Raw genomic sequence first — 24,424 nt, 5'->3', positions numbered from 1 at the left:
TTAACCTCCAGCTGTTCCATAGCGAATTTTGTTTCATTCGCCATTATAACACGCTTTTGGCGTTCTGCAAAGAACCGGCTGTACAGACATTTAAGAGGTCTTGCTTTGTATCCGCTGGTGCGTTTCTTTCTTCTGCCGCATTTTCTCCCGGAACTAACCGCTCCCTGACATATTCCTTATACTCTTTGAATTCTTTCAGATCCTGTTTTGTTATCATTCCAAAATCATCCATTGTAACTGTAATGCTGGTAAACGGCAGCGGTACCGCGTACTGGTCCCAGCGCTTTGTCAGGCGTATCGCACGGGAAGGCACGATCCGGATTCCGATAAAATTCTTCTGTCCATTCTCCGCCAGCATAAACGCCAGCTTCTTGGGTTCGTAGCGGGGCCCTAAAGGTCCGTCCAGGGAAACCGCCATAATGGTGTTCGGCTTTTCACTCTCCCTCATCAGGTCCTTCAAAAAAGGCTTCATCCGGAATCCATCCGGCATTCTCAAAGTCCCGGCCCCAAATTTCCTGATCTGATGTTCAATATAGTCTCCCCGTTCATCAGCCGTTACGATTACTTCTATATCCGCCTCCCGCTTCGCAAAATTTTTCAAAACCAGATTCATCAAAAAGCTGTCTCCGTGCCAGAATCCAATGATATGCCCAAAGCTTACACAGCTCTCATTGACAAACCGGACCCGGCAGGTGCCCTCGATCAGTTTCAGATAAGCACCAAACAGATGATTTAAAATTTTATGTTTAATCGTTTGCCATTGCATGACGATACCCCCTTCTCATATTGCAGGCGATCGCATTCTGGTATCCTGCCTCCGCCCGGCGGGCAATATTGGTATTTAAATATTCCCATGCGGTTTCCTGTGCCCCCCGGGACAGCTGGTCATAAAGTACCGGATTTTCCAAAGCCCGGCAGATCTTATCTGCCATCTCTTCCCTGTTTTCCGAAACCATATAGCCGTTCCTTGCGTTCTTTACCACATCCACCACCCCGGATGCTTTTACCGCGATCACAGGAACCTGGGCCGCCATCGCTTCCAGCAGCACGATCCCCTGAGTCTCGGATTTGGAAGCAAACAAGAACAAATCGCAGGCCTTACAGTAATACTTGATCTGATCATTCGGAATATTTCCCAGTAAAAGCACCTGATCCTCCAGTCCCAGCTCGCCGATCCGGTTCTGCAGATGTTCCCGTTCCGGCCCGTCTCCCATAACCAGCAGGCGGAACTGGTTCCCAAACCGGGCTTTCAGATCATACATGGTATCTATCAGGAAATCCAGATTCTTTTCTTTCGCCAGCCTCGCGATGGTGCAGAACACGTAACGCTTTTTGCCGCCCAGCTGATTACGCAGCCCCTGGCTGATGCTCTCATCACTGTCAAAATAGGACCGGTTCAGTCCCGTCGGCAGAACCTGGACCTTTGTGTCCGTCCCCTGTTCCAGCAGATAATCCCGCATCATAGGGGTCGGGGCGAACACCAGATCACACTGGTTGGCGAACCATTTGGTATAACCCGGCATCACTACCTGGGTACTGTAATAAAACACTTTCTCTTCCACTTTTCTCAGGCTTTCGAACCGCTCCTGCCGGTAGCGCTGCATCAGTTTCCCATAGGGCTTCAGGTAATGCAGGTACTGTTCATATCTGGTGTGATAAGTAAACGTCACGGGTATCTTGTATTTTTTCCCGAGATAAAGGGCTGTATATCCGATCAGCATGGGATGATGCACATGGATCACATCAAACTGCAGCAGCCGGAACTGGTCTTCGATCTCCCGGTCAAAGATATTGGGGATATACATTCCGCCGTCCATTTGTTTTTTGCAGGACTTATAGCGGATCACATAGGGCTCCTCCTCCTGATTTTCATAAGAGGGAGCAAATATATACACCACATGCCCCAGTTCTCTTAATCCCTGGGCCAGCCGTTCGATCGAAATGGGGACTCCCCCGATAAAAGGTTTATAATTATTTGTCAGCATTGCTATTCTCATAACGAATCCCCCTATGATAAAATCTTAAATACCGCGTCACCCATAAGGTAACCGGCGCCTACAAAAAAGAAGTTCCATACAAATACTCCCAGCAGGGAAGCCACCGTATATTTCACAAAATCCATTTTCAGCACTCCGGCCGGAATAGAGATCAAAGTCCGGACCATCGGAAGCAGCTTACTGATAAATACTCCAATACTGCCCTTTCGTCTCAACATATCAAAATTCTTATGGATCGCTTCTTCATGTTTCGGGAACTTCTTCAGGAATTTACCTAAGAAGAACTCTCCTCCCATTCTTCCCAATCCATACAGAATCCAGCTGCCGATCAATCCTGCCGCCACCGTCAGAAGAATCGTCATCGCGAAACTGATTCCCCCTCCCTTGGCCCACACACCTGCCAGCGGCATAATAATCCCGGCCGGAAACCCCGGCATATTCATATATTCCAGCAGAACAATCACAAATATCGCTATCGCTCCATACTGCACAAAGTATTGTGTGAACATTTCCATTCCCATTTGTATTTCCTCCTCATAACTCCAATCAGGCTCTCTCTTTGTGATGTACCTATCATAAAAGAAGAATCTAAAATGCACGCATATAAAAATCCAAAGAATTTCTAAAGCATTTCTTTAAAAATTCGGAGATTTATTTTTAAACAGGCTAGATGGGAGGGGACTGGCACCTTTCGGCAGTAAAGCGAAACCTTCAAGTAACTGCGTGGAGAAAGGGGCCTGTCCCAGGATGCCGGCCTATTCGAAAAAAAGCGCCTGTTCCCGGATGCGAAAAAAGCGCCTGTCCCCGGATGTGAGACTGCTTCCAGTCAACATCCGGGGACAGGCCCCTTTCTCTGCGTCGTTACTTTGAAATTTTAGCTTTACTGCCGAAAGATGCCAGTCCCCTCCCCGCCACAGCAATGTCCAGCCGCAGTCAGGTCTTTTTTCAAATAAATCATATCCTCACAAAGCACCCCATCCTCATAGACAGGTTCCGGGTAATGCTGTGTGAAAAAACCGGGCAGCGTACGATCATACTCAAACCCCAGCTTCTGATAGAAGGATACCCCCTTTTCACTGGTGCCCACATACATGGTTTCGTAGAGAAGCTGGTACATGTAAAAGAGATAGAGCATCATGGCGGTCGCGTTCCCCTGATGCTGGTGCGGTTCGGCTACCGCCAGATTCTTCAGCTCGCATTCCGTGTCGGACAGACGGACGACTACGGCCACACAGATGGTCTCGTCCTGTTCCTTCATCAGATACAGGTCCCCTGCGTCCAGGTATTTATCGATCATGTTTTCATCCGGGTCTGCCAGTAGGAGCAGGGGCAGGTAATCTTTTTTATTTTTTTCGGCTTTTGTAATGTGTATCATCATGTTTTGCGCAGCCGCTGCATCCGCTGCAGTTGCCGCAGCATCCTCCATTCTTATGATTTTTATAGATTTTGTATGAGGCCAGGATCACAGCTGCTAAGAGGATCACGCCTATTATGATATCGGTCATACGGATTTCCTTTCTGACAGGGCTTGGGCGTTAACCTGGTCGGCTTTGCGGAATAAGAAAAAGCCGGCCGCGAACATCAGCACCAGAAGGAATACACCTGTTTTTGAACTGCCTGAGATTTGGGTGGAGATTCCCATCATCATGGTGCCGATAAAGGCAGCGCCCTTTCCGAAAATGTCGTAGAGGCCAAAGTATTCCCCCGCCTGTTCTTCCGGTATGATTTTGGCAAAGTAAGACCGGGACAGCGCCTGGATCGCCCCCTGGAATACTGCCACACAGACCGCCAGGAACCAGAATTCCCAGGCTTTATCTAACTGAAGGGCAAAGAGGGCGATCCCTGTATAGCCCAGGATACCTACTTTTATCAGGGATGTAGTCTTATATTTCTTGGATAGTTTCCCGAATAAAATGGAGCAGGGGAAGGCTACGACCTGAGTCAGAAGCAGGGCTAACAGTAAACTGTTGTCACCGATCCCCACATCTTTTCCATAGGAGGTGGCCATCTCAATAATGGTGTAGACGCCGTCAATGTAAAACAGGAAAGCCAGCAGGAATAAGAAGATGCCCTTTTCCTTCCGGATGTTTTTCAGCATTTTGATGATCCGGGCAAAGCTTTCTTTTAACGGATGGCTCTGTACTTCCACAAAATATTTCTGTCTGTAATTTTTTAACAGCGGAATGGTGATCCCAAACCACCACACGGCATTTAATAAAAAAGCGATCATCGTGGCGGTGGAAGCGGAGATCCCGATGGGCTCTGCAAACAGCACGAACAGCAGGCTGATGGTGAACGGGATACAGCTGCCGATATATCCCCAGGCATAGCCCTGGGAGGATACTTCGTCCATACGCTCTTTTGTGGTGATATCAGTTAGCATGGAATCGTAGAAAATCAAGCTGGAATTATAACCCACCTTGGCGATCACGAATATCCCCAAAAACGCCAGCCAGGGCACCGGCAGCGCCAGAGCCGCACATCCCATCACTCCGATTACAAGGAATAAGGTAAACAATGGTTTTTTATATCCCCTGGTGTCTGATATACTTCCCAGAATCGGCCCCAATAACGCTACAATCAGGGTTGATATGGAAGTTGCGTACCCGAAATATGCGGTGGAATGAGCCAGTGATACTCCCTCCGCCAGTGCGATATTTTTATAATAGATCGGAATGATCGTCGTAACCAACATGATAAATGCGGAATTTCCCACATCATACAAGATCCACTGTTTTTCCATTCTCGTCAACTTTTGCTTATCCACTAACTCTCCTCCTCCTGCTCATCTTCACTCAGATGCGGTCCCTCACCGTTTCTATTACTCCACCCAGCCTCTTCCCGGCACGTCTTCGCCTATTCAAAATTCCTCTCAAATCTTTTGGCCAGCGGTTCCTTTGTCTTGACACCGTCCATATAGTCTTTGACCAGACGGGCCGTATTGCCGATGGCATCCTGATACAGGCGGTACAACAGGCTGACCGCCTGTTCCGCTCTTGGATCGGCTGCGGTTCCCATCATCAGGCCTCCGAATTTGTGATACACGCCGGTGCATTTCATGCCGGTTACCAGGACGAACCGTTTTCCCTTATGTTCTGCAACCAGAAAATTTTTATACCACTTCAGTGCTTTCAATGATTTATGTACTTTTTCCTGCGTAACCCCGGGATAAAACGATGCCACTACTGCCGCGCATGACAGATCCGGATTCATAAATCCTGCCGGCTGATAGGCTGCCGGGTCCAAACCGTCCCGCGTCATCAGCATCCAATCCAGTTCACCTTCCAGCCCCGCATGGGACAGGCCGGTATGGCCGATCTGCTCCTCAACCGTGCCGTGGCAGCTGCTGTCCAGCATAAAATGACAGAGCAGCCCCATTACATAAGCGCCGTATGCACTGTCCAGCCCTTTCTCCCGTAATATTTCCCGCGCCGGTTCAAACAGCAGGCGGGCAGCCTCATGATGAATTCTCTCCCCTTCGTCTTTTACCTTATTTTTCGTAAAAGGATAATAAAAAAACAAAAAATCCGGTCCCTGCGCTCCAATCATATATTCATTTTCAAAAGTATCTGCTATCTTCTGATAAGGCGGCTTAAGCCGCTCACGAACCTCCTTTGCAAACGCGTGATGTGTATACATCGCAGGCATAAGTTGTCCTCCTGAATAGGTTCCTACATATTATTATATAGGGTTTCCCTCCGTTTGGAAATTAAATTCTCGTAAATAATATGTTTTCTTTTCTATATTTATATAATTTTCTTTTTTACATTTATAGAATTCACCGTTGTGCTGGATTAAATTCTGCGGTATAATGTGAAATTAAGAGTAAAAAAAGGAAGGGTGCGCTATTATGAAAAGTTATCAGGAAATGAGCAACGATGAGTTATTGGCCCTAAAAGCCGAATTAGAAGCAACATATAAAGCTTTCCAGGGGAAGGGTCTGAAACTGGATATGTCCCGCGGAAAACCTTCTGCTGAGCAGTTAGACCTCTCCATGGGAATGATGGATGTCCTGAACAGCTCAACAAATTTAAAATGCGAAGCCGGGATCGACTGCAGAAACTATGGAGTAATCGATGGTATCCAGGAAGCCAAAGAGCTTCTCGCATCCATGATCGAAGTTCCCGCTGATAAGATTATCATATTCGGCAACTCCAGCCTGAATGTGATGTTTGATATGGTCAGCCACGCCATGACACATGGTGTGCTTGGAAGCACTCCCTGGGCGAAGCTGGATAAGGTAAAGTTCCTCTGTCCGGTTCCCGGGTATGACCGTCACTTTAAAATCACGGAATATTTCGGCATTGAAATGATCAATATTCCCATGCTTCCTACCGGCCCGGATATGGACCTGATCGAGGAACTGGTCCGCCAGGATGATTCGATCAAGGGAATCTGGTGTGTACCGAAATACTCCAATCCCCAGGGAATCACTTATTCGGATGAGACGGTGCGCCGTTTTGCCCGCTTAAAACCTGCGGCAAAGGATTTCAGGATCTTCTGGGACAATGCCTACAGTGTACATCACCTGTACGAAGATGATCAGGACATCCTGATCGAACTGGTTACCGAATGTGAGAAGGCCGGTAATCCGGATATCGTATATAAATTCACCTCCACTTCCAAGATCAGTTTCCCCGGTTCCGGAGTCGCTGCCATCGCCGCTTCCGATGCGAACTTAAAGGAGATCCGGCAGCACATGACCGTGCAGACCATCGGTCACGACAAGTTAAATGAACTGCGCCATGTACGCTATTTCAAGGATCTGAACGGGATTACCGAGCATATGAAAAAACATGCCGCCAGTATGCGTCCAAAATTCGAGGCGGTTGTGGACACCTTTGAAAAAGAGTTGAGCGGACTGGGTATTGGTGAATGGATCCGTCCGAAGGGTGGATATTTTATCTCCTTCGACTCCCTGGAAGGCTGCGCGAAAGCTATTGTTCAGAAGGCCAAAGACGCCGGTGTTGTTATGACGCCTGCCGGAGCGACCTATCCTTATGGAAAGGACCCGAAAGACAGCAACATCCGTATCGCTCCTTCTTTCCCGACTACGCAAGAGCTGGCTCTGGCTACAGAACTGTTTGTCCTCTGCGTCAAACTGGTTTCCATCGATAAGATTCTCGAAAACAGATAATAACAGCGGCCCCGGAACCGGACACATTCGATCACTGTCCTGTTTGATTCCGGGGCCGTATTTTGTCTTTGTTTTTTCTTTGCTTTGTTTAGTCTTTGTCTTATCCTTCCTTATAGAATCTCGATCTGGCACATCCTCATCGCTTCCAGGGCATTCTCATGAGATTCGGGGGTTACTCCGGCGCAGCACCCGGAATCTACCAAAATCCGGCTCTCCGGCAGATACGCCTTTAAAAGCAGCGCGTTGGAGATAACACATATGTCCGTACACAGGCCAATCAGCTCGATCTGCTCATATTCCCCACCCGCTGCATATTCCGCCAGGGTTAAACTGCCGAACGCGGGCTTTTCAAATACAACGGATGCATAGGGCGCCAGTTCATCGGCCAGCTCGAATCCCTCTGTTCCTTTGATACAGTGGGGAACCGGAAGTTTTCTTCCCTCCTGTGTATCCAGGTAGTCCTGTGTATGGGTGTCCATGGTAAATACTATATCATCGCCTGCCTTGTGGTATTGCCGGATTTTCTCCAGCACACCGGGAACGATGGCCTGGGCCTTTGGTGTCCCCAATGCCCCGTCGATAAAGTCCTTTTGCATATCTACTACAACCAATAATCTGTTCATGTTACCTCCATTTGTGCGTTTTTCAGCACATATAGTTACATCTCCGTATAGGGGATCGCTTTTAGCGCGGCGTTTAACTGCTCCATCTGTTGCTGGGTCATCCGGTACTCCTCTGCGATCTCCCGGTTAATCTGCGTGATCGTCATCGGCGCCGCCTGGTCCAGCATATCCGGATCGGCCAGCGCAGGAGCCACCTGAAACAATAACTCTTTTACCTGCGGATTGCCGATCATGCTCTCCACGGTTACATTCACACTGTATTCTTTTCTATCGCCCGCCCGCCTTCTGGCCTTGGAATGCTCCGAAGGGAAGTCTCCCCACAGATTATGAAGCCAGCAGATACTTAACTCAAACCATTTGGCGGCATCTTCCTCCACGTTCTGTTTGAAGCCGGCGGATGTCAGCGGCTTCGCCAATGACAGCCCATGACATCCCTTCTGGAAAATATGACATTCGAAGGGAATCCGGTTGCGGTTCAGCGCATCCAGAAATCGGACGGAATTACTGATCGGCACAACGTCGTCCTCATAAGTGGAAAACAAAAAGACAGGCGGTGTTTTTTCATCCACTTTGTCCAGCAGCCCCGGTACCGGAAATACCAGTATCTTCCCCAGACTGTCCAATGTGCAGGGATAACAAAGGATCAGGGCAGAGGGCCGGATCGTCCCCATCGTCCCCAGCGCCGCGGCCAGATGGCCTCCCGCAGAAAACCCAACCGCTGCGATTCGTTTCTCATCCACTTTCCATTCTTCCGCATGAGATACAATAACCTGCATCGCCTCCTGCGCGTCCTCCAAAGGCTGAGGCCAGTGATGTTCCTTTCCCACCGAATAGCAAAGGACGAACGCGTGATAGCCCTGGGCTGCATAGGCCAGCGCCACCGGTTCCGCCTCACGGGCCGACAGGAACATATAAGCTCCCCCCGGAATAACCAGGATTCCGGGCCGCCGCTCGATATTCGACAATTCCGAGTGAACCTCCGGCAGATAAGCGGTCAGGGTTGCCCCCGGATTGGTGGTCAGTTTGATTTCCCGTATGTTCATGCTGTTTCTTCCTCTTTTCTTTCTTACTCTTATTTAACAAAGGAAAACGTAGTTACATCGAATAACCCTCTGGGAGTTACACGAATCTCAGGGATAACCGGCAGCGCGATAAAGGACAGCGTGACAAACGGTTCGACTCCCTGGGGTACCCCCATTTCATGCGCAGTCTTTGTCATCCGCTGTAACAGGTTATTTACCTGTTCAAAACCGGCGTCGCTCATTAATCCCATAATCGGCAGCGGAAGTGTATCCACCACTTTTCCCCGGGATACAATGGTATACCCGCCCTGCACCCGCTCCAATTCCCGGACGGCCAGCAGCATATCCTCATCGTTATCCCCGATGACAGATATATTATGGGAATCATGGGAGACGGAGGAGGCGATGGCACCGTCGCGGATTCCGAATCCTATCACTGCGCCTATTCCGATTTTCCCGGTGGCATGGTGGCGTTCCAGCACGGCCAGTTTATTATACTCCGCGTTTTGCTTGAAGCAGCCATCCTCGCAGGGCAGGGCACCGCAGAATTTCTTCGTCACGATCTGTCCCGGCAGCAGCTGAACCGCGGTATGAGGGCACTCACCAGGCCGGTATCTGAGATCTTCCGGCCGGAGCTCTTTGATATGAACGGTATTCTTAAGCGGATGGCTTTCGTCCAATACCTGTTTATCCATGTTAAATTCTCTGACCGGCACCCCTTTATAGTATACATCCGTAATTGCCAGTTCATCCAGATCCTGAAGAATTACGAGATCGGCCTGATAGCCGGGAGCCACCGCGCCCAGATGATCCAGTTTATAACATCTGGCTGCCTGAATGGTGGCCATCCGGATCGCCTGAACAGGCGGAATACCCAGGGACACCGCTTTTTTGATGCAAAAGCTGATGTGGCCTTCCCTTCGGATATCCTCGATGTGTTTGTCATCTGTACAGAATGAAAATCCTTCGGTGGAAACCTTATTCTCCACGATCCCTTTTACCAGGGCTTCCAGATTCCTGGCCGCACTGCCTTCCCGGATATGCACATGCATTCCAAGCCGGCGCTCCCGCATGGCGTATTCGTAATCCACGCATTCATGATCCGTCTGGATTCCCGCCAGCGCATAGGTATTCAGATCCTTTTCGGAAAGCCCCGGCGCATGGCCGTCTATGGTTTTACCGCGGAACAGATTCAGCTTTTCCACCATATCCGAAGCGCCGTTCACCACCGAAACATAGTCCATCACCTCACCCAGCCCCAGAATCCTGGGATTATCCAGATACTCCTTCATATCTTCCGCCCGGAAAATACATCCGTTGTCCTCAAATGCCGTAGCCGGTACGCAGGAGGGCATCATTACATACACATTAGCCGGCACATGGGCTGTCGTATTCAGTATATAGTCAATCCCGTCCTTCCCTTTTACATTGGCCGCTTCATGGGGATCTACCACATAGGTTGTCGTCCCCCATGCCACCGCGTTCCCGATCAGTTCCGGCGGCGTCACCATAGTGGATTCCAGATGCAGATGCGCATCGATAAATCCGGGCGCCACATATCTTCCCTCCAGATCTATCTCTTTTTCCCCCTCGTACGATCCGATACCTGCGATATATCCATCCTCGACCGCTATATCCCCGGACAGGATTTCACCGGTAAATACATTGATGATCTTTCCGTTTTTCAGTACCAGTGCACTTTTTTTACTCCCCATAGCTGCTTCCAACAGAGTTTCATAATTTTTCACAGGTAAGCCCCCTTTCTTTATAAGCACATTGTAATTCATTTTTGTAATCTTATCCAGTATTTTACTGACATTTTACGGATCAATCCGTATATCCCGGACTGCCGGCATTGCTCCCCGATCTTCTTTACCGGTATTCAAAATGCACGAAAGGACGGCTTGCCGCCGCCCTTCCGGAATATAATTCTGATTTTCTACTATATGATATGTCTCTACCGCCGGATGTTTTCAGCCCATTCCTCCAACTTTTCAAGTATATCCTGATAGATGGTCTCTTTGCATTTCTCATTCAGTATCTCATGGCGCAGGCCATCATACAGCTTATAAGTGACATCCTGATAGCCAACCTTCTTCATCAGTCCGACCGCTTCCAGGAACCGCTCCTTACTGGTCAGGCAGGGGTCCTGTTCCCCTGATAAAAACCATACCGGAAGCCCCGGCCGCTCCATCTTCCAGCCCTTCGGATCATACACCATAAGCATGATGTCTAAAAGGCTTTCAAATCCGTTCAATGTAAAAATAAATCCGCAGAGTTCATCCGCATCATAGGCCGTTACGTTTTCCTCATTGAGGCTAAGCCAGGCAAATTCAGAATCCGCCGGCTGAAAAGGTGTGTTGAACGCACCGAACATCATATGGTTCATCTTCTGGCTTCGGTATCGATCTCCTTTTAACTTCGCCATCGCACGCACCATGGCCCTGCCCATCTTCGCTGCCGGATTATAACTCGGACAGCCGCAGACCATCAGTCCGTCCAGCTCCCGGTCATATTTTTTCGCGTAGGCCCTGACCGCCAGGGAACCCATGCTGTGTCCGAACAGGAAAAACGGAAGCTTGGGATACCTCTCCCTGACCCAGCCGGTCAGCTGATGAAGATCCTCCACCAGCGCTTCCCCGCCGTTTTCATAAAAATACCCCAAATCATCCTTCGTTCTTACACTCTGTCCATGTCCCCTATGGTCATTGATCAGCACCACAAATCCATGCCCGCACAGGAACCGGATAAAATCCTCATAGCGCTCTTTGTGCTCGCTCATTCCATGGGCGATCTGCACGATCCCTTTTGCTTTTCCCTCCGGCCTGGCCAGCCATACACTCAAAGGTAACTGATCCTGCCCGGATCGTATCGTTGTTTCATCCAACTGCATACTGCCACTTCCCATTCAAGGATTTATTCTCAGACATATCTCCTGACAGAGATAATCGTCTTATAGGTCGCACTGCTGATCTTGATTCCGCTGCTGGGCGTACTGGCGTGAACGATCTGGCCTCCGCCTATGTAGATTCCCACATGCCCTCCGTAATACAGCACATCTCCCGCCTGGATATCATCGAAGGAAACTGCGCTTCCTCCAGATCCCTGCGCTCCTGAGGTACGGGGTACTGAAATACCGAAGTTATTATATACCGCCCATATAAACCCAGAACAGTCCGCTCCGTTTGTCAGGCTTGTCCCACCGAGAACATAGGGACGGCCGACGAATTGTAAGGCAAAATTCGCGATCTGGCTTCCCATTCCGCTGCCGGACGCGGAAGGCTTGGAACCGCCCCCGGAACCAGAGCCGCCTCCGGAACCATTTGAGCCGCCTGAGCCGGTTCCCTGGCCTGTGTTATTGTTCTGCTGAGCGGCAGCGGCTGCAGCCGCTGCCTCCTGACGCTTGCGTTCCTCTTCTATCTTCTTTAACTGATCATTCTGCTGTTGAATCAGGCTCTGATACTCTTTTGCCTTCGCCTTGGCGTCTGAGAGCTGCGCCTCATAATTGCCGGCCGTAGCCTTCTTCTGATCCAGCATTCCCTGCAGTTCGGCCTGTTGGTTCTGATAATCCTGCTGCATCTGTTCCAGCTCTTCTTTTTCCTCCTGCAGCTGTTCTCCCAGGCGCTTTACTTCCTCGGTGATCGCTTTGTACTCTTCTAACTTCTGGCGGTCGTAATCGTACATCTGATTTACATAATCCGCTCTGTTCAGCATATTGGAAATACTGTCCGCCTGGAGCAGCACCTCCAGCATCATCGTATCTCCCTGCTCGTACATATATTTAATACGCTGCTTCATCGCCTCATACTGACGGTTTTGTTCTTCTACCGCGTTTTCATAATCGATCTGAGCCTGCTGGATCTGTGCTTCTTTTTCCGCCAGATCATTTTCCAGGATGCCCAGCTCTGCCAGTACCTGTACCAGCTGCGAGTCCAGCGCATTGATTTCCGACTGTAACTTTTTTTTCTTTTTTTCCAGATCATTGATACTTTTATTCGTTTCATCCAGTTTACTCTGGGTCTGCTGCTTTTGCTGCTTCACCTGAGACGAATTCGTCGCATTCACCGGCATTCCCACCAGCGCACACATGACTATAACCAATCCCAATCCGATTATTCTATTCTTTTTCACCGGCCGCTCCTCCCTTGTGGATTTTCCTATCTTTTTCATTATAACTGGTTTACCATAATTTGTACAGTTTTCCTGACAAATTTCGCTACTATTTTTTTTGCTATGAGCACTTGCGGCTGCTTTTTAGCCGCTTACGTGCGATGCATGAAAAATAGTCAGCGAGGCTTTTTCGAGCGCTACTATTTTTTATCGCTATGAGCAATCTTTCAGGCTTTTCAGAAATGGAAGTATCAACCGGTATAATTTTACCGAATGAACCACATAGCTTCCATGATTTTCCCCTTTCATGATCTTCAGCGTTCCATATCTCATATGTGCCGCGATTCTCTTCGTGTGCTGCAGCCGGATGATATCTTTTTCCCCTGCGGTTACCAGCACCGGTATCCGGATCTGCTGAAGCTGCGGTCCGGAAATATTCGGTTCCCTCAGCATCATCCCGATCAGCTTATCCCCGGTGACTGCATACACCAGACGAAACCAGATCCGATACCTTTCCTTTAAACCATCCGGTGTTATATTCGCTCCGCAGGAAACCAACCCCGCCAGCAATGACGGATAACGCATGGCAATGAGAATCCCCGTAATGGCTCCATCGCTGAAACCGCAGATCACCGGTTTTTTTATTCCAAGCTTCCGGATAAAGCACACCACATCCTTTGCCATCAGGGAATAGCTCAGATGCTCGGACGCGGAGCTCTCACCGTGACAGCGGCTGTCTAACGCGTACACTGTATAATCGGAGGCCAGTTTTTCTACCGTTTCCCGGAAAATCGTGTGGTCCTCCCCGTTGCCATGGAGAAAAATGACCGGACTGCCGGTTCCTGACTTTTCATAAGCCAGTTCTATCCCGTTCACATTGATTTTCATATGTATCTCTCCTTATTTTCCGACCCTTTCACTTTACCGTAAATAAAATGCACCGTCAATATCCGCCGGTTCATTTTTTAGATGGGATATATTTCCAAAGGAAGGAAAAAACGTCCCATGTCCATTTCTTCCGTTTACTATTCACGGCCATCTTTGGTAAATGGGGATTTTGATACTGAGGTCCGGACTGAAGGGAAGCGGCGTGTCTTGGGGAGCCTGGCAGCAAATCTCGCGGGGCCAAATCACTTCGGCCGGACCTAAGAATGGCTAACTCCGAAGACGGGAGAACCTCTTATTGGCAGGGCCCGGAACAAACTCGCCACAGGACGGCTCGGACAGTGTTCCGGGCCCTGCGAGGTTCTCCCGACTTCTGCGTAAGCCGTTCTAAGGCCCGGCCTCAAGTGATTTGGTCCCGCGAGATTTGCTGCCCGGCTCCCCAAGACACGCCGCTTCCCTTCAGCCCTGCTTTACAAAAGGCTTTTATCGTGTGGAAGGTTCGTAAACGGTGTAATGTGCTGACACATTCTTTAGCTAACAGTACTGTTAGTTAGGATAGGAATGTAAGAACAGTAGAATGGATCACCTATGTATGTGCAGATGTGATAGCTTCATAACGGAAAAATAAATCACCAACAATACTGCGAAATCTGTCAGCCTTACGGAACATGCCTATTGTAAAGCAGGGAAGGGAGGGAGGCGGTCCGGCCTTTGGAACCGGGCGGCGAATCCCGTGGGGCCAAATCACTTGAGGCCGGGCCTTAGAATGGCTTACGCAGAGGGTGGGAGAACCTCGCAGGGCCTGGAACACTGTCCGAGCCGTCCTGTGGCGAGTTTGTTCCGGGCCCTGCCAATAAGAGGTTCTCCCGCCTTCGGAGTTAGCCATTCTTAGGTCCGGCCGAAGTGATTAGGCCCCACGGGATTCGCCGCCCGGTTCCAAAGGCCGGACCGCCTCCCTCCCTTCCCGGACCTTAGTCCACAAAATCCCCATTTACCAAAGTTAGCAGTGAATAGTAACGCCGTATGTATAGTCGGGAACCGGCCGTATCAATTCGAATCTATATCTTCACGTTTGTATCTCAGATGTTTTCATTACAACTTAAGAAACGCTCATTTCAATCTCATAAAAAAAGTATGTGTATTTATGCAAGTTTTGGTAATAATGGGAAATATAATGAAGATATGTAATTAAAGGAGGAAAATGATGGATCGATATATCGCGATTACAGACGTACATGGAAGAGAAATTCTGGACTCCCGGGGGAATCCGACGGTGGAAGTGGAAGTGACCGTAGACGGCGGGATCACGGGAAGGGCATCCGTACCATCCGGCGCTTCCACGGGCAAATTCGAGGCGGTAGAACTTCGGGACGGCGAAAAAAGATATATGGGGCTGGGCGTTCAAAAAGCAGTTAACAATGTGGACGTAAAATTAGCATCTGCCCTGGTGGGAGAAAACGCTCTGGAACAGACCTATATCGACAGCCTGCTGTTAGAAGAGGATGGAACTGATAACAAATCCAATATTGGAGCCAACGCGATCCTGGGTACTTCCATGGCAGTGGCCAGAGCAGCGGCCAACGCCTTAAGAATGCCGTTATACCAGTATCTGGGTGGAATGAATGCCAAACGGCTGCCGGTTCCCATGATGAATATTTTAAATGGCGGAAAGCATGCGGATAACACGGTGGACTTACAGGAATTCATGATTATGCCGGTTGGCGCTGTGAATTTCAGCCATGCGCTGCAGATGTGTGCGGAAGTATATTATCATCTGAAAGTCATACTGAAAAAACAGGGCCTCTCAACGGCGATCGGAGACGAAGGTGGATTTGCGCCGAATCTGCCCAGTGCGCGGGAAGCCTTAAGCCTGATCGTAGAAGCGGTGACCAGAGCGGGATATGAGCCGGAGATGGATTTCAGGATCGCGATTGACGCAGCGGCCAGCGAGCTGTATGATGATGAGATCAAGAAGTATGTGTTCCCGGGTGAGAGTCAGATGCAGGGCAAGAAGATTGTCAGAAATACCGAAGAAATGATTCGTTATTATGAGGAACTGCTTCAGGAATTCCCCATTGCGTCCATCGAGGACGGCCTTCATGAGGAGGACTGGGACGGATGGAAAATGATGACCGATGAGTTCGGCAGCGGGCTTCAGCTGGTTGGCGATGATCTTTTCGTTACGAATACAAAACGGCTGGCCAGCGGGATCAAACTGGGAGTCGCCAACTCCATTCTCGTCAAGGTCAACCAGATCGGTACCCTGACCGAAGCGTTCAATGCGGTGGAGATGGCGCACAAGGCGGGATATACAGCGGTTATTTCACACCGTTCCGGTGAGACGGAAGACTCCATCATAGCGGATATCGCAGTGGCTACCAATGCGGGCCAGATCAAAACGGGCGCTCCCTGCCGTTCCGACCGGACCGCAAAATACAACCAGTTACTCCGCATCGAAGAGCAGCTGGGCAGGGTCGGAGAGTATATAAATCCTTTTATGGACAGCCAGAAGATGTAAAATAATGGACGCTCCGAAGATGTAAAATAATGGTTGAAAATCCGGCACGTCTATGCTACACTAGATTATGGTTTTATCATTAGGAGGTGTACGGGTTGGACATTTTGAGGATTATTATAACCATCATATTTGTAATTGACTGCATCGCTTTGACAGTGGTTGTATTATTACAGGAGGGTAAATCCGCAGGTTTAGGTACGATCGCAGGTGCCGCTGATACCTATTGGGGCAAGAACAAAGGACGTTCTGTAGAAGGCGCTCTGGAGAAATCCACAAAGTTTATGGCCATTGGTTTCATGGTTATGGCAGCAGTCTTAAACATTAACTTTTAATGGATAAAAACACTCTTGCGAAAGAGTGTTTTTTTATAGCTATGAGCACTTAATACCTGTATTTTGGTCATTTACGTGCAAGGCATGAAAAATAGTCAGCGGTGTTTTTTCGAGGGCTGCTATTTTTCAATAGGAAAGTGAGTCCTTTATACAACCGGAATGATAAAACGATAACAGCAGGCAGGCTGACAGGAGAAACGGTATGGAAAAAGAATTATTCGAACAAAGAAAAAAGACCGTATACGATTTTATTTGCAGTGAAAATTATGTACCAATGAAAATAAAAGAAATCGCTATTGTTCTGCAGATCCCAAGAGAGAACAGGGATGATCTGAAAGCGGTGCTGGACACCCTGGTGGCGGAAGGCAAAGTCGATCTGTCCAAGCGGGGCAAGTACAGCCGCTCAGACGGCAAATTCCTGACGGGAATCTACACCGGGCATCCCAGAGGATTTGGATTTGTCACAGTGGAAGGAATGGAGGAGGATATCTTCATTCCGGAATCTGCCGCCAACGGGGCCGTGCATAAAGACCAGGTACGGATCGTCCTGACACCGGAACGGGGCGGGAAGCGCAGGGAAGGCGCGGTCGTGAAGATACTGGGGCATGGTTCGCTGCGCCAGGTAGGAACGTTCCGACGGGAAAAGAAGTGCGGATATGTGACTCCGGATGATCAGAAATTCACAAAGGACATCTATGTGCCGCTGGAGCGCTCCAAAGGGGCGGTGACCGGGCATAAGGTCGTGGTGGAGATCACGGAATACGGGACGAAGAACAAGGGCCCCGAGGGAAAAGTGACAGAGATCATCGGACATATTGATGATCCGGGTACGGATATCATGGCGATCGTGCGGGCTTACGATCTTCCGGTTGACTTCCCGCGGGATGTGATGCAGCAGGTGGAGGAGATACCATCGGAGACCGGCCCAAAAGACTGGGAAGGAAGGCTGGATCTGCGGGAGTGGCAGACGGTGACCATCGATGGGGAAGATGCCAAAGATCTGGATGATGCGATCACATTAACACAGGAAGGTGACAATTACAAACTGGGCGTGCACATAGCTGACGTGACCCATTATGTGACTGAACACAGTCCGCTGGACCGGGAGGCCCTAAAACGTGGGACCAGTGTATATCTGGTGGACCGGGTTATCCCTATGCTTCCTCACCAATTATCCAATGGAATCTGTTCTTTGAACGCAGGCACCGAACGGCTGGCGCTCAGCTGTATCATGACCATTGACGCGAAGGGGAAGGTGGTGGATCACTCCATCGCTGAGACTGTAATCCGGGTGGACAGGCGGATGAGTTACACCAGTGTGAAGAAAATACTGGAAGAGCACGACCAGGAGGAGATCCGTGAATACGAGGAGCTTGTGCCCATGTTTGAGCGGATGGCAGACCTGGCCCGGATACTGAGGGAGAAGCGCAGACAGAGGGGATCGATCGATTTTGATTTTCTGGAGACCAAGATTATCCTGGATGCTGAAGGGCATCCGGTTGATATAAAGCCCTATGACCGAAATGTGGCTACCAGGATTATTGAAGACTTTATGCTGATCGCCAACGAGACGATCGCATCGGATTACTTCTGGCAGGAACTCCCGTTTGTATTCCGTACCCATGATAAGCCGGACCCGGACAGAATCCAGAAACTGGGCATGTTTATCAATAATTTTGGTTACGACATCAAAGTGTCCCCCGACGGGATTCACCCTAAGGAGCTGCAGAAGCTTCTGGGGAGAATCGAGGACTCCCCGGAGAAAAATCTGATCAGCAGGCTGACGCTTCGTTCCATGCGCCAGGCCCGTTATACTACGGAGAATACCGGACATTTCGGTTTGGCTGCCCAGTGCTACTGCCATTTTACATCTCCGATCAGACGTTATCCGGATCTTCAGATCCATCGGATTATCAAGGAGAACTTAAGAGGGAAATTGACGGAAAGCAGGATTCACCACTATGAAAGTATTTTAAACCAGGTCGCCACACATTCCTGTGAAACGGAGCGTCGGGCAGATGAGGCTGAACGGGAGACCGATAAACTCAAGAAAGTGGAATATATGGAACAGCGTATCGGGGAAGTATACGAGGGGGTAATCTCCGGTGTCACAGCGTGGGGACTTTATGTGGAACTGCCGAACACGGTAGAAGGGATGGTCCACATTACAGCCCTGAAAGACGATTATTACTATTATACGGAAGAAACCTATGAGCTGGTCGGTGAGCGGACCAATAAACGATACAAGCTGGGTCAGAAGGTGAAAATAGAAGTAACCGGCGCAGACCGGATTCTGCGCACGATCGACTTTGAGCTTGTGGAAGGGGAGAATGAAGATGGGCAAGGAGAGCGTGAAGCTGATCGCCAATAACAAAAAGGCATACCATGATTATTTTATAGAAGATAAATATGAAGCCGGGATATCCCTGGCGGGAACGGAAGTCAAATCATTGAGAATGGGTAAATGCAGTATCAAGGAGGCCTTTATCCGCGTGGATAAAGGGGAGGTACTCATTTACGGAATGCATATCAGCCCTTACGAAAAAGGTAATATTTTCAACAAAGATCCGCTTCGGACGAGAAAGCTGCTGCTGCACCGCTATGAGATTAATAAAATACTGGGAAAGATCACGGAGAAAGGCTATACCATGGTCCCCCTCCAGGTGTACTTTAAAGGCAGCCTGGTGAAGGTGGAGATCGGTCTGGCACGGGGTAAAAAACTCTATGACAAGCGGCAGGACATTGCGAAAAAAGATCAGCGCCGGGAGGCTGAGCGGGATTTCAAGGTGAAGAATCTGTAAGGAAATCAACCAGTAAGAGGAAGAATAAGTAAGGGAAAGAATCAGTAAAGGGAAGAATCAGTAAAAGGAAGAAACTGTAAGGCGATTATGGAAAAAGAGACAAGACGTGGGTATGTACCGGAAGACGAGAGAGAATTCTATCAGGACGCCAGCATCAGCCTGCTGAAAAGAGCACAGGAGGAGGTATTCTGGCTGTTAGAGAGAGGCTATCCGATTAAGCCCGCGTCCGTATTCGTGGGAAACCACCACCTGCTGTCCGAGCGGCAGAGGCTGGCATTGGTGCGGGCCACGTCGCCGTCGGTATCTGTTGAGCGGCGCGCAAAGAAACTGGTGGATAGAGACGAAATGCTGGATGGCCGTACGGTTCGTATAGACGGATTCAATCTGATCATTACGTTGGAAACCGCACTTTCAGATTCCACACTTATCCGTTGTATGGATGGAACGGTGAGGGACCTGGCAGGCTTACGGGGAACTTACCGGTTGATCGATAAAACAGATGAGGCCATCAGGCTTGTGGGCAGGCAGTTGGAAAAACGGAATGCGGGCAGGGCCGTATTTTATCTGGATGCACCGGTGTCAAACTCAGGCCGGCTGCGGGCGCGGATTCTGGAACTGCTGGAAGAACGGAGTTTTGCGACCGAGGTGAAACTGGTTCCGAACGCCGATGTTATATTGGAAAAGGAAGAACTGGTGGCCACCAGCGACGCGATCATCCTGAATCACTGCAAAAGCTGGATTAATCTGGCTTCCGATGTACTGGAGGATCAGGGACGCATGCAGAGTCATCTGATCGACCTGTCAGGTGCCGCCCCGGGCGATGGATGTAGAAAAATAGAAGGAGCATTGCTGCGCAGCTGAGTGATCAGCGGCGGGGCAATGCTCCGTTTTGATATATTCAACAAACCCGTTTATAGATGTTTAGTTGCCGGATATGCTGAAGGGGAAAGGTTCATCCACGATATCTGATATGGAACCGAACGGAGGCCTAACGGGCCCTGGACCATGAGGAGGCCGCGGAGGCGGTCCAACCGGGGGCCTGGGAGGGGGTCCCCAGGGAGGCGGTCCGACCGGAGGCCTTGGGGGTGGTCCGACAGGCGGCCTGGGGGGCGGTCCCCAGTGGGGTGGTCCGACCGGAGGTCTGGGAGGCGGTCCGACCGGAGGTCTGGGAGGTGGTCCGACCGGAGGTCTGGGAGGCGGTCCGACCGGGGGTCTGGGAGGGGGTCCCCAGGGAGGTCTGGGAGGCGGTCCAACCGGGGGCCTGGGAGGGGGTCCCCAGGGAGGCGGCCCAACAGGTGGCCTGGGGGGCGGTCCAACAGGGGGACGGCTGTTGCCGGGAGGGCATAAAATACAGCCGGGCCATGCCGGACGATATTGTACAAATGAATGTTCAGGCATATTTTTGGTATCCTTTCATTAATGATACAATATAATATATGTAGGAATATCGGAAGAGTACCGGATCTTTCCAACGTTTCCGAAATCCGGCGGCGTCCGGCAGTGGAAACATAATCCGTAGATAATAAAAAAAAATCCGTGGAAAAATAATCCGTTGACAAGTGAGAGAGTGTGCTATATAATAAGCATACTCTTTGGAACTTCAGCTTTGAACCAGGGGTTGTACTGGTTTCGACGGGGGTTTTGAAGCTTAAGAAGCCATTCGCAGTCCGGAGCTGCGTTAAAATCCGGAAACTAAATATAAACGCTGAAGACAATAATTTAGCAATCGCTGCCTAGTTGCAGCTGTCGGACTTAAGTTCCCGTGGCTTAAGACCCCGGCATCAACGTTCACGGGGCACTTCGTTTCCTAAGCTTTGCGGAAATGGAAGAACTTATGAAGCTACCGAGTCCCTGAGCCAGTCATCAGGCGCCTGGACGAGGGAAATCTAAAGAGATGACTGTAATGGGAGAAGCTTAAGTGAATGGGCTTTCGGACAGGGGTTCGATTCCCCTCAGCTCCACTGGATAAACCTTGATTAATATGTCAGGGTTTATTTTTTTTACTGCATAAGAAAGTCTCCTATGAGATAAAGAACTCTTTGCGGGATGTCAGGTTGACGATCCCGTGAAAATCCCTTATGATAATTGGTATTGAATAGAAAGCAAGGGAGTTTACCGATGAATATATTGAATATAGAGCACGTCAGTAAAATATATGGAGAAAAAACGATCTTTGATGATGTTTCCTGTGGAATCCATGAGGGAGAGAAGATCGGAATTATAGGAATCAATGGGACAGGAAAAACGACACTTTTGAACATGCTGGCAGGTTTGGAGAAGCCAGATGAGGGCCAGATCATCACACAAAACGGATTAAGGGTGGCTTATCTGGTACAAAACCCGGCCTTTCCAACCGGGTCCACAGTGCTGTCCTATGTGACGCAGGGGAACAACAGGAGCGATTGGAATTCAGACAGCGAAGCGAAAAGTATATTAAACCGTCTGGGAATTACAGACCATGGCGGACGTATAGAACCATTGTCCGGCGGACAGAAAAAGAAAGTCGCTCTTGCAAAAGTCCTGGCATCCTCTTTTGATGTATTGCTGCTTGATGAGCCTACCAACCATCTGGACAGTGAGATGATAAGCTGGCTGGAAGAGTATCTGAACCGCTATAAAGGGGTTGTGATTATGGTTACCCACGACAGATACTTTTTGGATCAGGTGACCAATAAGATACTGGAGATTGACCATGGAAAAGTCTACAGCTACGATGCCAATTATTCCAAGTTCCTGGAGCTCAAAGCGATCAGAGAGGATATGGAGATGGCTTCGGAGCGAAAGCGGCAGAGCGTACTCAGAATGGAGCTGGAGTGGGCAAAGAGAGGCTGCCGTGCCAGAAGCACGAAACAAAGAGCCAGGCTACAGCGATTAGAGGATCTGAAAAACGGCTCTGCCCCTATGCAGGACCCAACCGTAGAGATGGATTCCGTCGGCACACGGATGGGAAAAAAGACGATGGAACTGCATCATGTCAGCAAAAGCTATGACGGCAGGATCATTGTGGATGACTTTGACTATATCGTATTGAAAAACCAGCGCCTTGGCATTATCGGTCCCAATGGATGCGGCAAATCCACCCTGTTAAAAATCATGGCGGGTATGATCGAGCCGGATTCAGGAGAAGTGCAGTTGGGGGAAACCATACGGATCGGTTACTTTGCCCAGGAGGTTCCGGATATGGATACGGAACAGCGGGTCATCGACTACATCAAAGAGGTGGCGGAGTATATTCCAACGAAGGAAGGCAGGATTTCCGCATCCCAGATGCTGGAGCGCTTTTTATTTACTCCGGATATGCAGTATGCACCGGTCAGAAAGCTGTCCGGCGGGGAGAAGAAACGCCTCTATCTCCTAAAGGTCATCTGCCAGGGTTGTAATATACTCTGTCTGGACGAACCGGGAAATGACCTGGACATCCCAACCCTTACTATACTGGAAGATTTCCTGGACTCCTTTTCCGGAATTGTGATCACTGTATCACATGACCGGTATTTCCTGGATAATGTGGTGGACCGGATCTTTGCTTTTGAAGGGGAAGGACAGCTGACACAGTATGAAGGGGGCTATACGGACTATCTCGGGGCCAGACAGGCGAAGAATGCCGCCATTGAGCCACAGAAGAACGGGACGAAGGGGCAGGAAGATAAGAAGAAAGCGAAGAAAAAAGAATGGAAACAGAATGCTCCGGGTAAACTCAAGTTCTCCTACAAAGAGCAGAAAGAATACGAAACGATCGATGAAACCATAGAGGGGTTAGAGAAACGGATCGGGGAGCTGGAGCGGGAAATGATGGCAAATGCCACGAATTCCGTGAAACTATCCTCTGTAATGGAAGAAAAGGAGCAGGCTGAAGCACTGCTGGAAGAAAAAATGGAGAGATGGGTGTATTTGAATGACCTGGCTGAGAGGATAGATGCGCAGAATGAATAGGAGGGGGAAGCGCCAGCTGAATACGCAGCTTTATAACTAAAGCTGATCTTATTTTAGGAGGGATCACAGTAATTGCTCAGAATCCCCTTGAGAGCGGTAGCGCTGCTGGTATGGGAGCGTTCCACCGCGGAATTGCATTTATCTGCCTCCGCGAGAGCGCAGCGAACCATTTTGTGAGAGACTGTGGAAGTGAATAGAATCACCAGATCCGGGTTGCCGATCTGTTCCCGGAGACCGGATTTTAATTTGGTAAATACTTTGGCCTTACAGTGATATTGCTTACAAATATCCTTATATTGACAGGCCATCCGTTCATTTCCACCGATAATAACAACACTCATGAAAAGCACCTCCTGATAAATTGTAGTTAGTAATGACTAACTAATGCTGGAAATGTACGGCTGCAGTAAAATGGATTTGCAGCCGGATGATTTGAACTTTGAACTGCGTAGTATGTCTTGGAAGAGTATGGAATGGAAAAAGTTAGTATATGCTAACTATGTATACACTATATCATAAGATTTTTCAAATGTCTATACTTTTTTATACTGCTTTTTCCTACTGTTTTTATACTGCTTTTTCTACTGCTACCACGGATGTGGGATTATTCCGGCCAACATCCGGGGACAGGCCCCATAGGCGCGAACTTAAGCAAAAAGTCTAGGAAAAATAAAATAAAAAATAAATTCACCCTGCCTCCTCATTTTGTTGTAAAATAGTTTTGCGAAACAAATACATACAAAATGAGGATTAGGATGAATTTACGAATTAATTTTATAAAATTACAAAGAAAATTGCAAGAAGTTTCGAACACCTGGACAAAAGAAATTACTCCTTACCTTCCGGAAAATTTGGAAGAGATTGCTAAAGAAACAGGTTTGTTATATCGAAAAAGAGGCATTACTTCCACCCCGGACATTTTAAAGGTATTCTTTCTTTATGCGGTATCCGGGATTTCTTTCCGTATGCTCGCAGCAGCAGCACATGGACTTCAGATTTCCTCTATTTCAGATACTGCATGGAGAAAAAAACTTTCAAAAGGGGCTCCTTTTTTAAGGAACCTATT

General features: G+C 49.1%; 21 protein-coding genes, 1 other RNA gene and 1 pseudogene. 9 read left to right on the top strand and 14 right to left on the bottom strand.

The genetic code is table 11. The annotated features are described in order from the left end of the window. Positions 1–43 precede the first annotated feature (43 nt). The 7 genes and pseudogenes from ABC831_RS06085 to ABC831_RS06055 all read right to left on the bottom strand — a co-directional run bounded on the left by ABC831_RS06085 (position 44) and on the right by ABC831_RS06055 (position 5,645). Complete coding sequence (locus ABC831_RS06085) at positions 44–766, bottom strand: hypothetical protein (protein ID WP_343247346.1); 723 nt, start codon at positions 764–766, stop codon at positions 44–46. Further along, a complete protein-coding gene (locus tag ABC831_RS06080) occupies positions 747–1,997 on the bottom strand; it encodes a glycosyltransferase (RefSeq protein WP_343247345.1) in 1,251 nt (416 codons plus the stop codon). The genes ABC831_RS06085 and ABC831_RS06080 overlap by 20 nt, the downstream gene beginning before the upstream one ends. An 11-nt stretch (positions 1,998–2,008) precedes the next feature. Beyond that, a complete protein-coding gene (locus ABC831_RS06075) occupies positions 2,009–2,518 on the bottom strand; it encodes a DedA family protein (protein ID WP_343247344.1) in 510 nt (169 codons plus the stop codon). Positions 2,519–2,877: 359 nt separating this feature from the next. Continuing rightward, positions 2,878–3,423, bottom strand: coding sequence for a GNAT family N-acetyltransferase (locus tag ABC831_RS06070; RefSeq protein WP_343247343.1), 546 nt, complete (start codon positions 3,421–3,423; stop codon positions 2,878–2,880). A 13-nt stretch (positions 3,424–3,436) separates the two neighbouring features. Further along, positions 3,437–3,502 (bottom strand): annotated as a pseudogene (locus ABC831_RS06065) (hypothetical protein); the annotation flags it as partial. Next, a complete protein-coding gene (locus ABC831_RS06060; protein ID WP_343247342.1) occupies positions 3,499–4,764 on the bottom strand; it encodes an MFS transporter in 1,266 nt (421 codons plus the stop codon). The pseudogene ABC831_RS06065 and the gene ABC831_RS06060, both read right to left, overlap by 4 nt. 89 nt (positions 4,765–4,853) lie before the next feature. Further along, positions 4,854–5,645 (bottom strand): zinc dependent phospholipase C family protein, encoded by a 792-nt coding sequence (locus tag ABC831_RS06055; RefSeq protein ID WP_343247341.1) that lies wholly within the window; start codon positions 5,643–5,645, stop codon positions 4,854–4,856. Positions 5,646–5,847: 202 nt separating this feature from the next. Between ABC831_RS06055 and ABC831_RS06050 the strand changes: the two genes are divergently transcribed. After that, on the top strand, positions 5,848–7,134 hold the full coding sequence (locus ABC831_RS06050; protein ID WP_343247340.1) for an aspartate aminotransferase type Ic: 1,287 nt from the start codon (positions 5,848–5,850) through the stop codon (positions 7,132–7,134). A 110-nt stretch (positions 7,135–7,244) separates the two neighbouring features. On the opposite strand, the gene ABC831_RS06045 is transcribed toward ABC831_RS06050, so the two are convergent. From ABC831_RS06045 to ABC831_RS06020, 6 genes are all read right to left on the bottom strand, one after another. Further along, positions 7,245–7,757 (bottom strand): cysteine hydrolase family protein, encoded by a 513-nt coding sequence (locus ABC831_RS06045; RefSeq protein WP_343247339.1) that lies wholly within the window; start codon positions 7,755–7,757, stop codon positions 7,245–7,247. A gap of 35 nt (positions 7,758–7,792) precedes the next feature. Next, a complete protein-coding gene (locus ABC831_RS06040) occupies positions 7,793–8,800 on the bottom strand; it encodes an alpha/beta hydrolase (protein ID WP_343247338.1) in 1,008 nt (335 codons plus the stop codon). Between the two features lie 29 nt (positions 8,801–8,829). Beyond that, complete coding sequence (ade, locus tag ABC831_RS06035; RefSeq protein ID WP_343247337.1) at positions 8,830–10,527, bottom strand: adenine deaminase; 1,698 nt, start codon at positions 10,525–10,527, stop codon at positions 8,830–8,832. A gap of 209 nt (positions 10,528–10,736) precedes the next feature. Beyond that, positions 10,737–11,672, bottom strand: a complete 936-nt coding sequence (locus tag ABC831_RS06030) for an alpha/beta fold hydrolase (protein ID WP_343247336.1) — start codon at positions 11,670–11,672, stop codon at positions 10,737–10,739. Positions 11,673–11,701: 29 nt separating this feature from the next. Further along, positions 11,702–12,910, bottom strand: coding sequence for a C40 family peptidase (locus tag ABC831_RS06025; protein WP_343247335.1), 1,209 nt, complete (start codon positions 12,908–12,910; stop codon positions 11,702–11,704). A 192-nt stretch (positions 12,911–13,102) separates the two neighbouring features. After that, the gene (locus tag ABC831_RS06020; RefSeq protein ID WP_343247334.1) at positions 13,103–13,777 is read right to left on the bottom strand and encodes an alpha/beta fold hydrolase; all 675 of its coding nucleotides are present in this window, start codon (positions 13,775–13,777) and stop codon (positions 13,103–13,105) included. Between the two features lie 1,201 nt (positions 13,778–14,978). Between ABC831_RS06020 and eno the strand changes: the two genes are divergently transcribed. The 7 genes from eno (at position 14,979) to ABC831_RS05985 (ending at position 23,358) form a co-directional block, all read left to right on the top strand. Beyond that, entirely contained in the window at positions 14,979–16,292 is a 1,314-nt protein-coding gene (gene eno, locus ABC831_RS06015) for a phosphopyruvate hydratase (protein WP_343247333.1), read from the top strand. Between the two features lie 95 nt (positions 16,293–16,387). Continuing rightward, complete coding sequence (gene secG / locus ABC831_RS06010; RefSeq protein ID WP_158347392.1) at positions 16,388–16,624, top strand: preprotein translocase subunit SecG; 237 nt, start codon at positions 16,388–16,390, stop codon at positions 16,622–16,624. A gap of 202 nt (positions 16,625–16,826) precedes the next feature. Continuing rightward, the gene (gene rnr / locus ABC831_RS06005; RefSeq protein ID WP_343247332.1) at positions 16,827–18,995 is read left to right on the top strand and encodes a ribonuclease R; all 2,169 of its coding nucleotides are present in this window, start codon (positions 16,827–16,829) and stop codon (positions 18,993–18,995) included. Next, positions 18,961–19,425 (top strand): SsrA-binding protein SmpB, encoded by a 465-nt coding sequence (smpB, locus tag ABC831_RS06000; protein WP_158347390.1) that lies wholly within the window; start codon positions 18,961–18,963, stop codon positions 19,423–19,425. The genes rnr and smpB overlap by 35 nt, the downstream gene beginning before the upstream one ends. A gap of 87 nt (positions 19,426–19,512) precedes the next feature. Next, positions 19,513–20,286: a DUF434 domain-containing protein gene (locus ABC831_RS05995; RefSeq protein ID WP_343247331.1), complete on the top strand. Its 774-nt coding sequence runs from the start codon at positions 19,513–19,515 to the stop codon at positions 20,284–20,286. A 753-nt stretch (positions 20,287–21,039) separates the two neighbouring features. Next, positions 21,040–21,389, top strand: a transfer-messenger RNA (tmRNA) gene (gene ssrA, locus ABC831_RS05990). 154 nt (positions 21,390–21,543) lie between these two features. Next, positions 21,544–23,358, top strand: a complete 1,815-nt coding sequence (locus ABC831_RS05985; protein WP_343247330.1) for an ABC-F family ATP-binding cassette domain-containing protein — start codon at positions 21,544–21,546, stop codon at positions 23,356–23,358. Between the two features lie 53 nt (positions 23,359–23,411). Here ABC831_RS05985 and ABC831_RS05980 read toward each other — a convergent pair whose 3' ends face one another. Continuing rightward, entirely contained in the window at positions 23,412–23,699 is a 288-nt protein-coding gene (locus ABC831_RS05980) for a DUF2325 domain-containing protein (RefSeq protein ID WP_158347384.1), read from the bottom strand. 414 nt (positions 23,700–24,113) lie between these two features. Here ABC831_RS05980 and ABC831_RS05975 point away from each other — a divergent pair. Continuing rightward, on the top strand, positions 24,114–24,424 hold a 311-nt coding region (locus tag ABC831_RS05975; protein ID WP_343247329.1), incomplete at its 3' end, for a hypothetical protein.

Source organism: Diplocloster hominis (assembly GCF_032380655.1).
Classification (GTDB): domain Bacteria; phylum Bacillota; class Clostridia; order Lachnospirales; family Lachnospiraceae; genus Diplocloster; species Diplocloster hominis.
The sequence above is the reverse complement of the archived record's forward strand: the minus strand, read 5'-3'. Positions and strand labels throughout refer to the sequence as shown.

What these genes read in the sequence shown, in the direction of transcription:
- ABC831_RS06085 (WP_343247346.1), bottom strand. Translation starts at nt 766, where the DNA reads ATGCAATGGCAAACGATTAAACATAAAATTTTAAATCATCTGTTTGGT.
- ABC831_RS06080 (WP_343247345.1), bottom strand. Translation starts at nt 1,997, where the DNA reads ATGAGAATAGCAATGCTGACAAATAATTATAAACCTTTTATCGGGGGA.
- ABC831_RS06075 (WP_343247344.1), bottom strand. Translation starts at nt 2,518, where the DNA reads ATGGGAATGGAAATGTTCACACAATACTTTGTGCAGTATGGAGCGATA.
- ABC831_RS06070 (WP_343247343.1), bottom strand. Translation starts at nt 3,423, where the DNA reads ATGGAGGATGCTGCGGCAACTGCAGCGGATGCAGCGGCTGCGCAAAAC.
- ABC831_RS06055 (WP_343247341.1), bottom strand. Translation starts at nt 5,645, where the DNA reads ATGCCTGCGATGTATACACATCACGCGTTTGCAAAGGAGGTTCGTGAG.
- ABC831_RS06050 (WP_343247340.1), top strand. Translation starts at nt 5,848, where the DNA reads ATGAAAAGTTATCAGGAAATGAGCAACGATGAGTTATTGGCCCTAAAA.
- ABC831_RS06045 (WP_343247339.1), bottom strand. Translation starts at nt 7,757, where the DNA reads ATGAACAGATTATTGGTTGTAGTAGATATGCAAAAGGACTTTATCGAC.
- ABC831_RS06040 (WP_343247338.1), bottom strand. Translation starts at nt 8,800, where the DNA reads ATGAACATACGGGAAATCAAACTGACCACCAATCCGGGGGCAACCCTG.
- ABC831_RS06030 (WP_343247336.1), bottom strand. Translation starts at nt 11,672, where the DNA reads ATGCAGTTGGATGAAACAACGATACGATCCGGGCAGGATCAGTTACCT.
- ABC831_RS06020 (WP_343247334.1), bottom strand. Translation starts at nt 13,777, where the DNA reads ATGAAAATCAATGTGAACGGGATAGAACTGGCTTATGAAAAGTCAGGA.
- eno (WP_343247333.1), top strand. Translation starts at nt 14,979, where the DNA reads ATGGATCGATATATCGCGATTACAGACGTACATGGAAGAGAAATTCTG.
- rnr (WP_343247332.1), top strand. Translation starts at nt 16,827, where the DNA reads ATGGAAAAAGAATTATTCGAACAAAGAAAAAAGACCGTATACGATTTT.
- smpB (WP_158347390.1), top strand. Translation starts at nt 18,961, where the DNA reads ATGGGCAAGGAGAGCGTGAAGCTGATCGCCAATAACAAAAAGGCATAC.
- ABC831_RS05995 (WP_343247331.1), top strand. Translation starts at nt 19,513, where the DNA reads ATGGAAAAAGAGACAAGACGTGGGTATGTACCGGAAGACGAGAGAGAA.
- ABC831_RS05985 (WP_343247330.1), top strand. Translation starts at nt 21,544, where the DNA reads ATGAATATATTGAATATAGAGCACGTCAGTAAAATATATGGAGAAAAA.
- ABC831_RS05980 (WP_158347384.1), bottom strand. Translation starts at nt 23,699, where the DNA reads ATGAGTGTTGTTATTATCGGTGGAAATGAACGGATGGCCTGTCAATAT.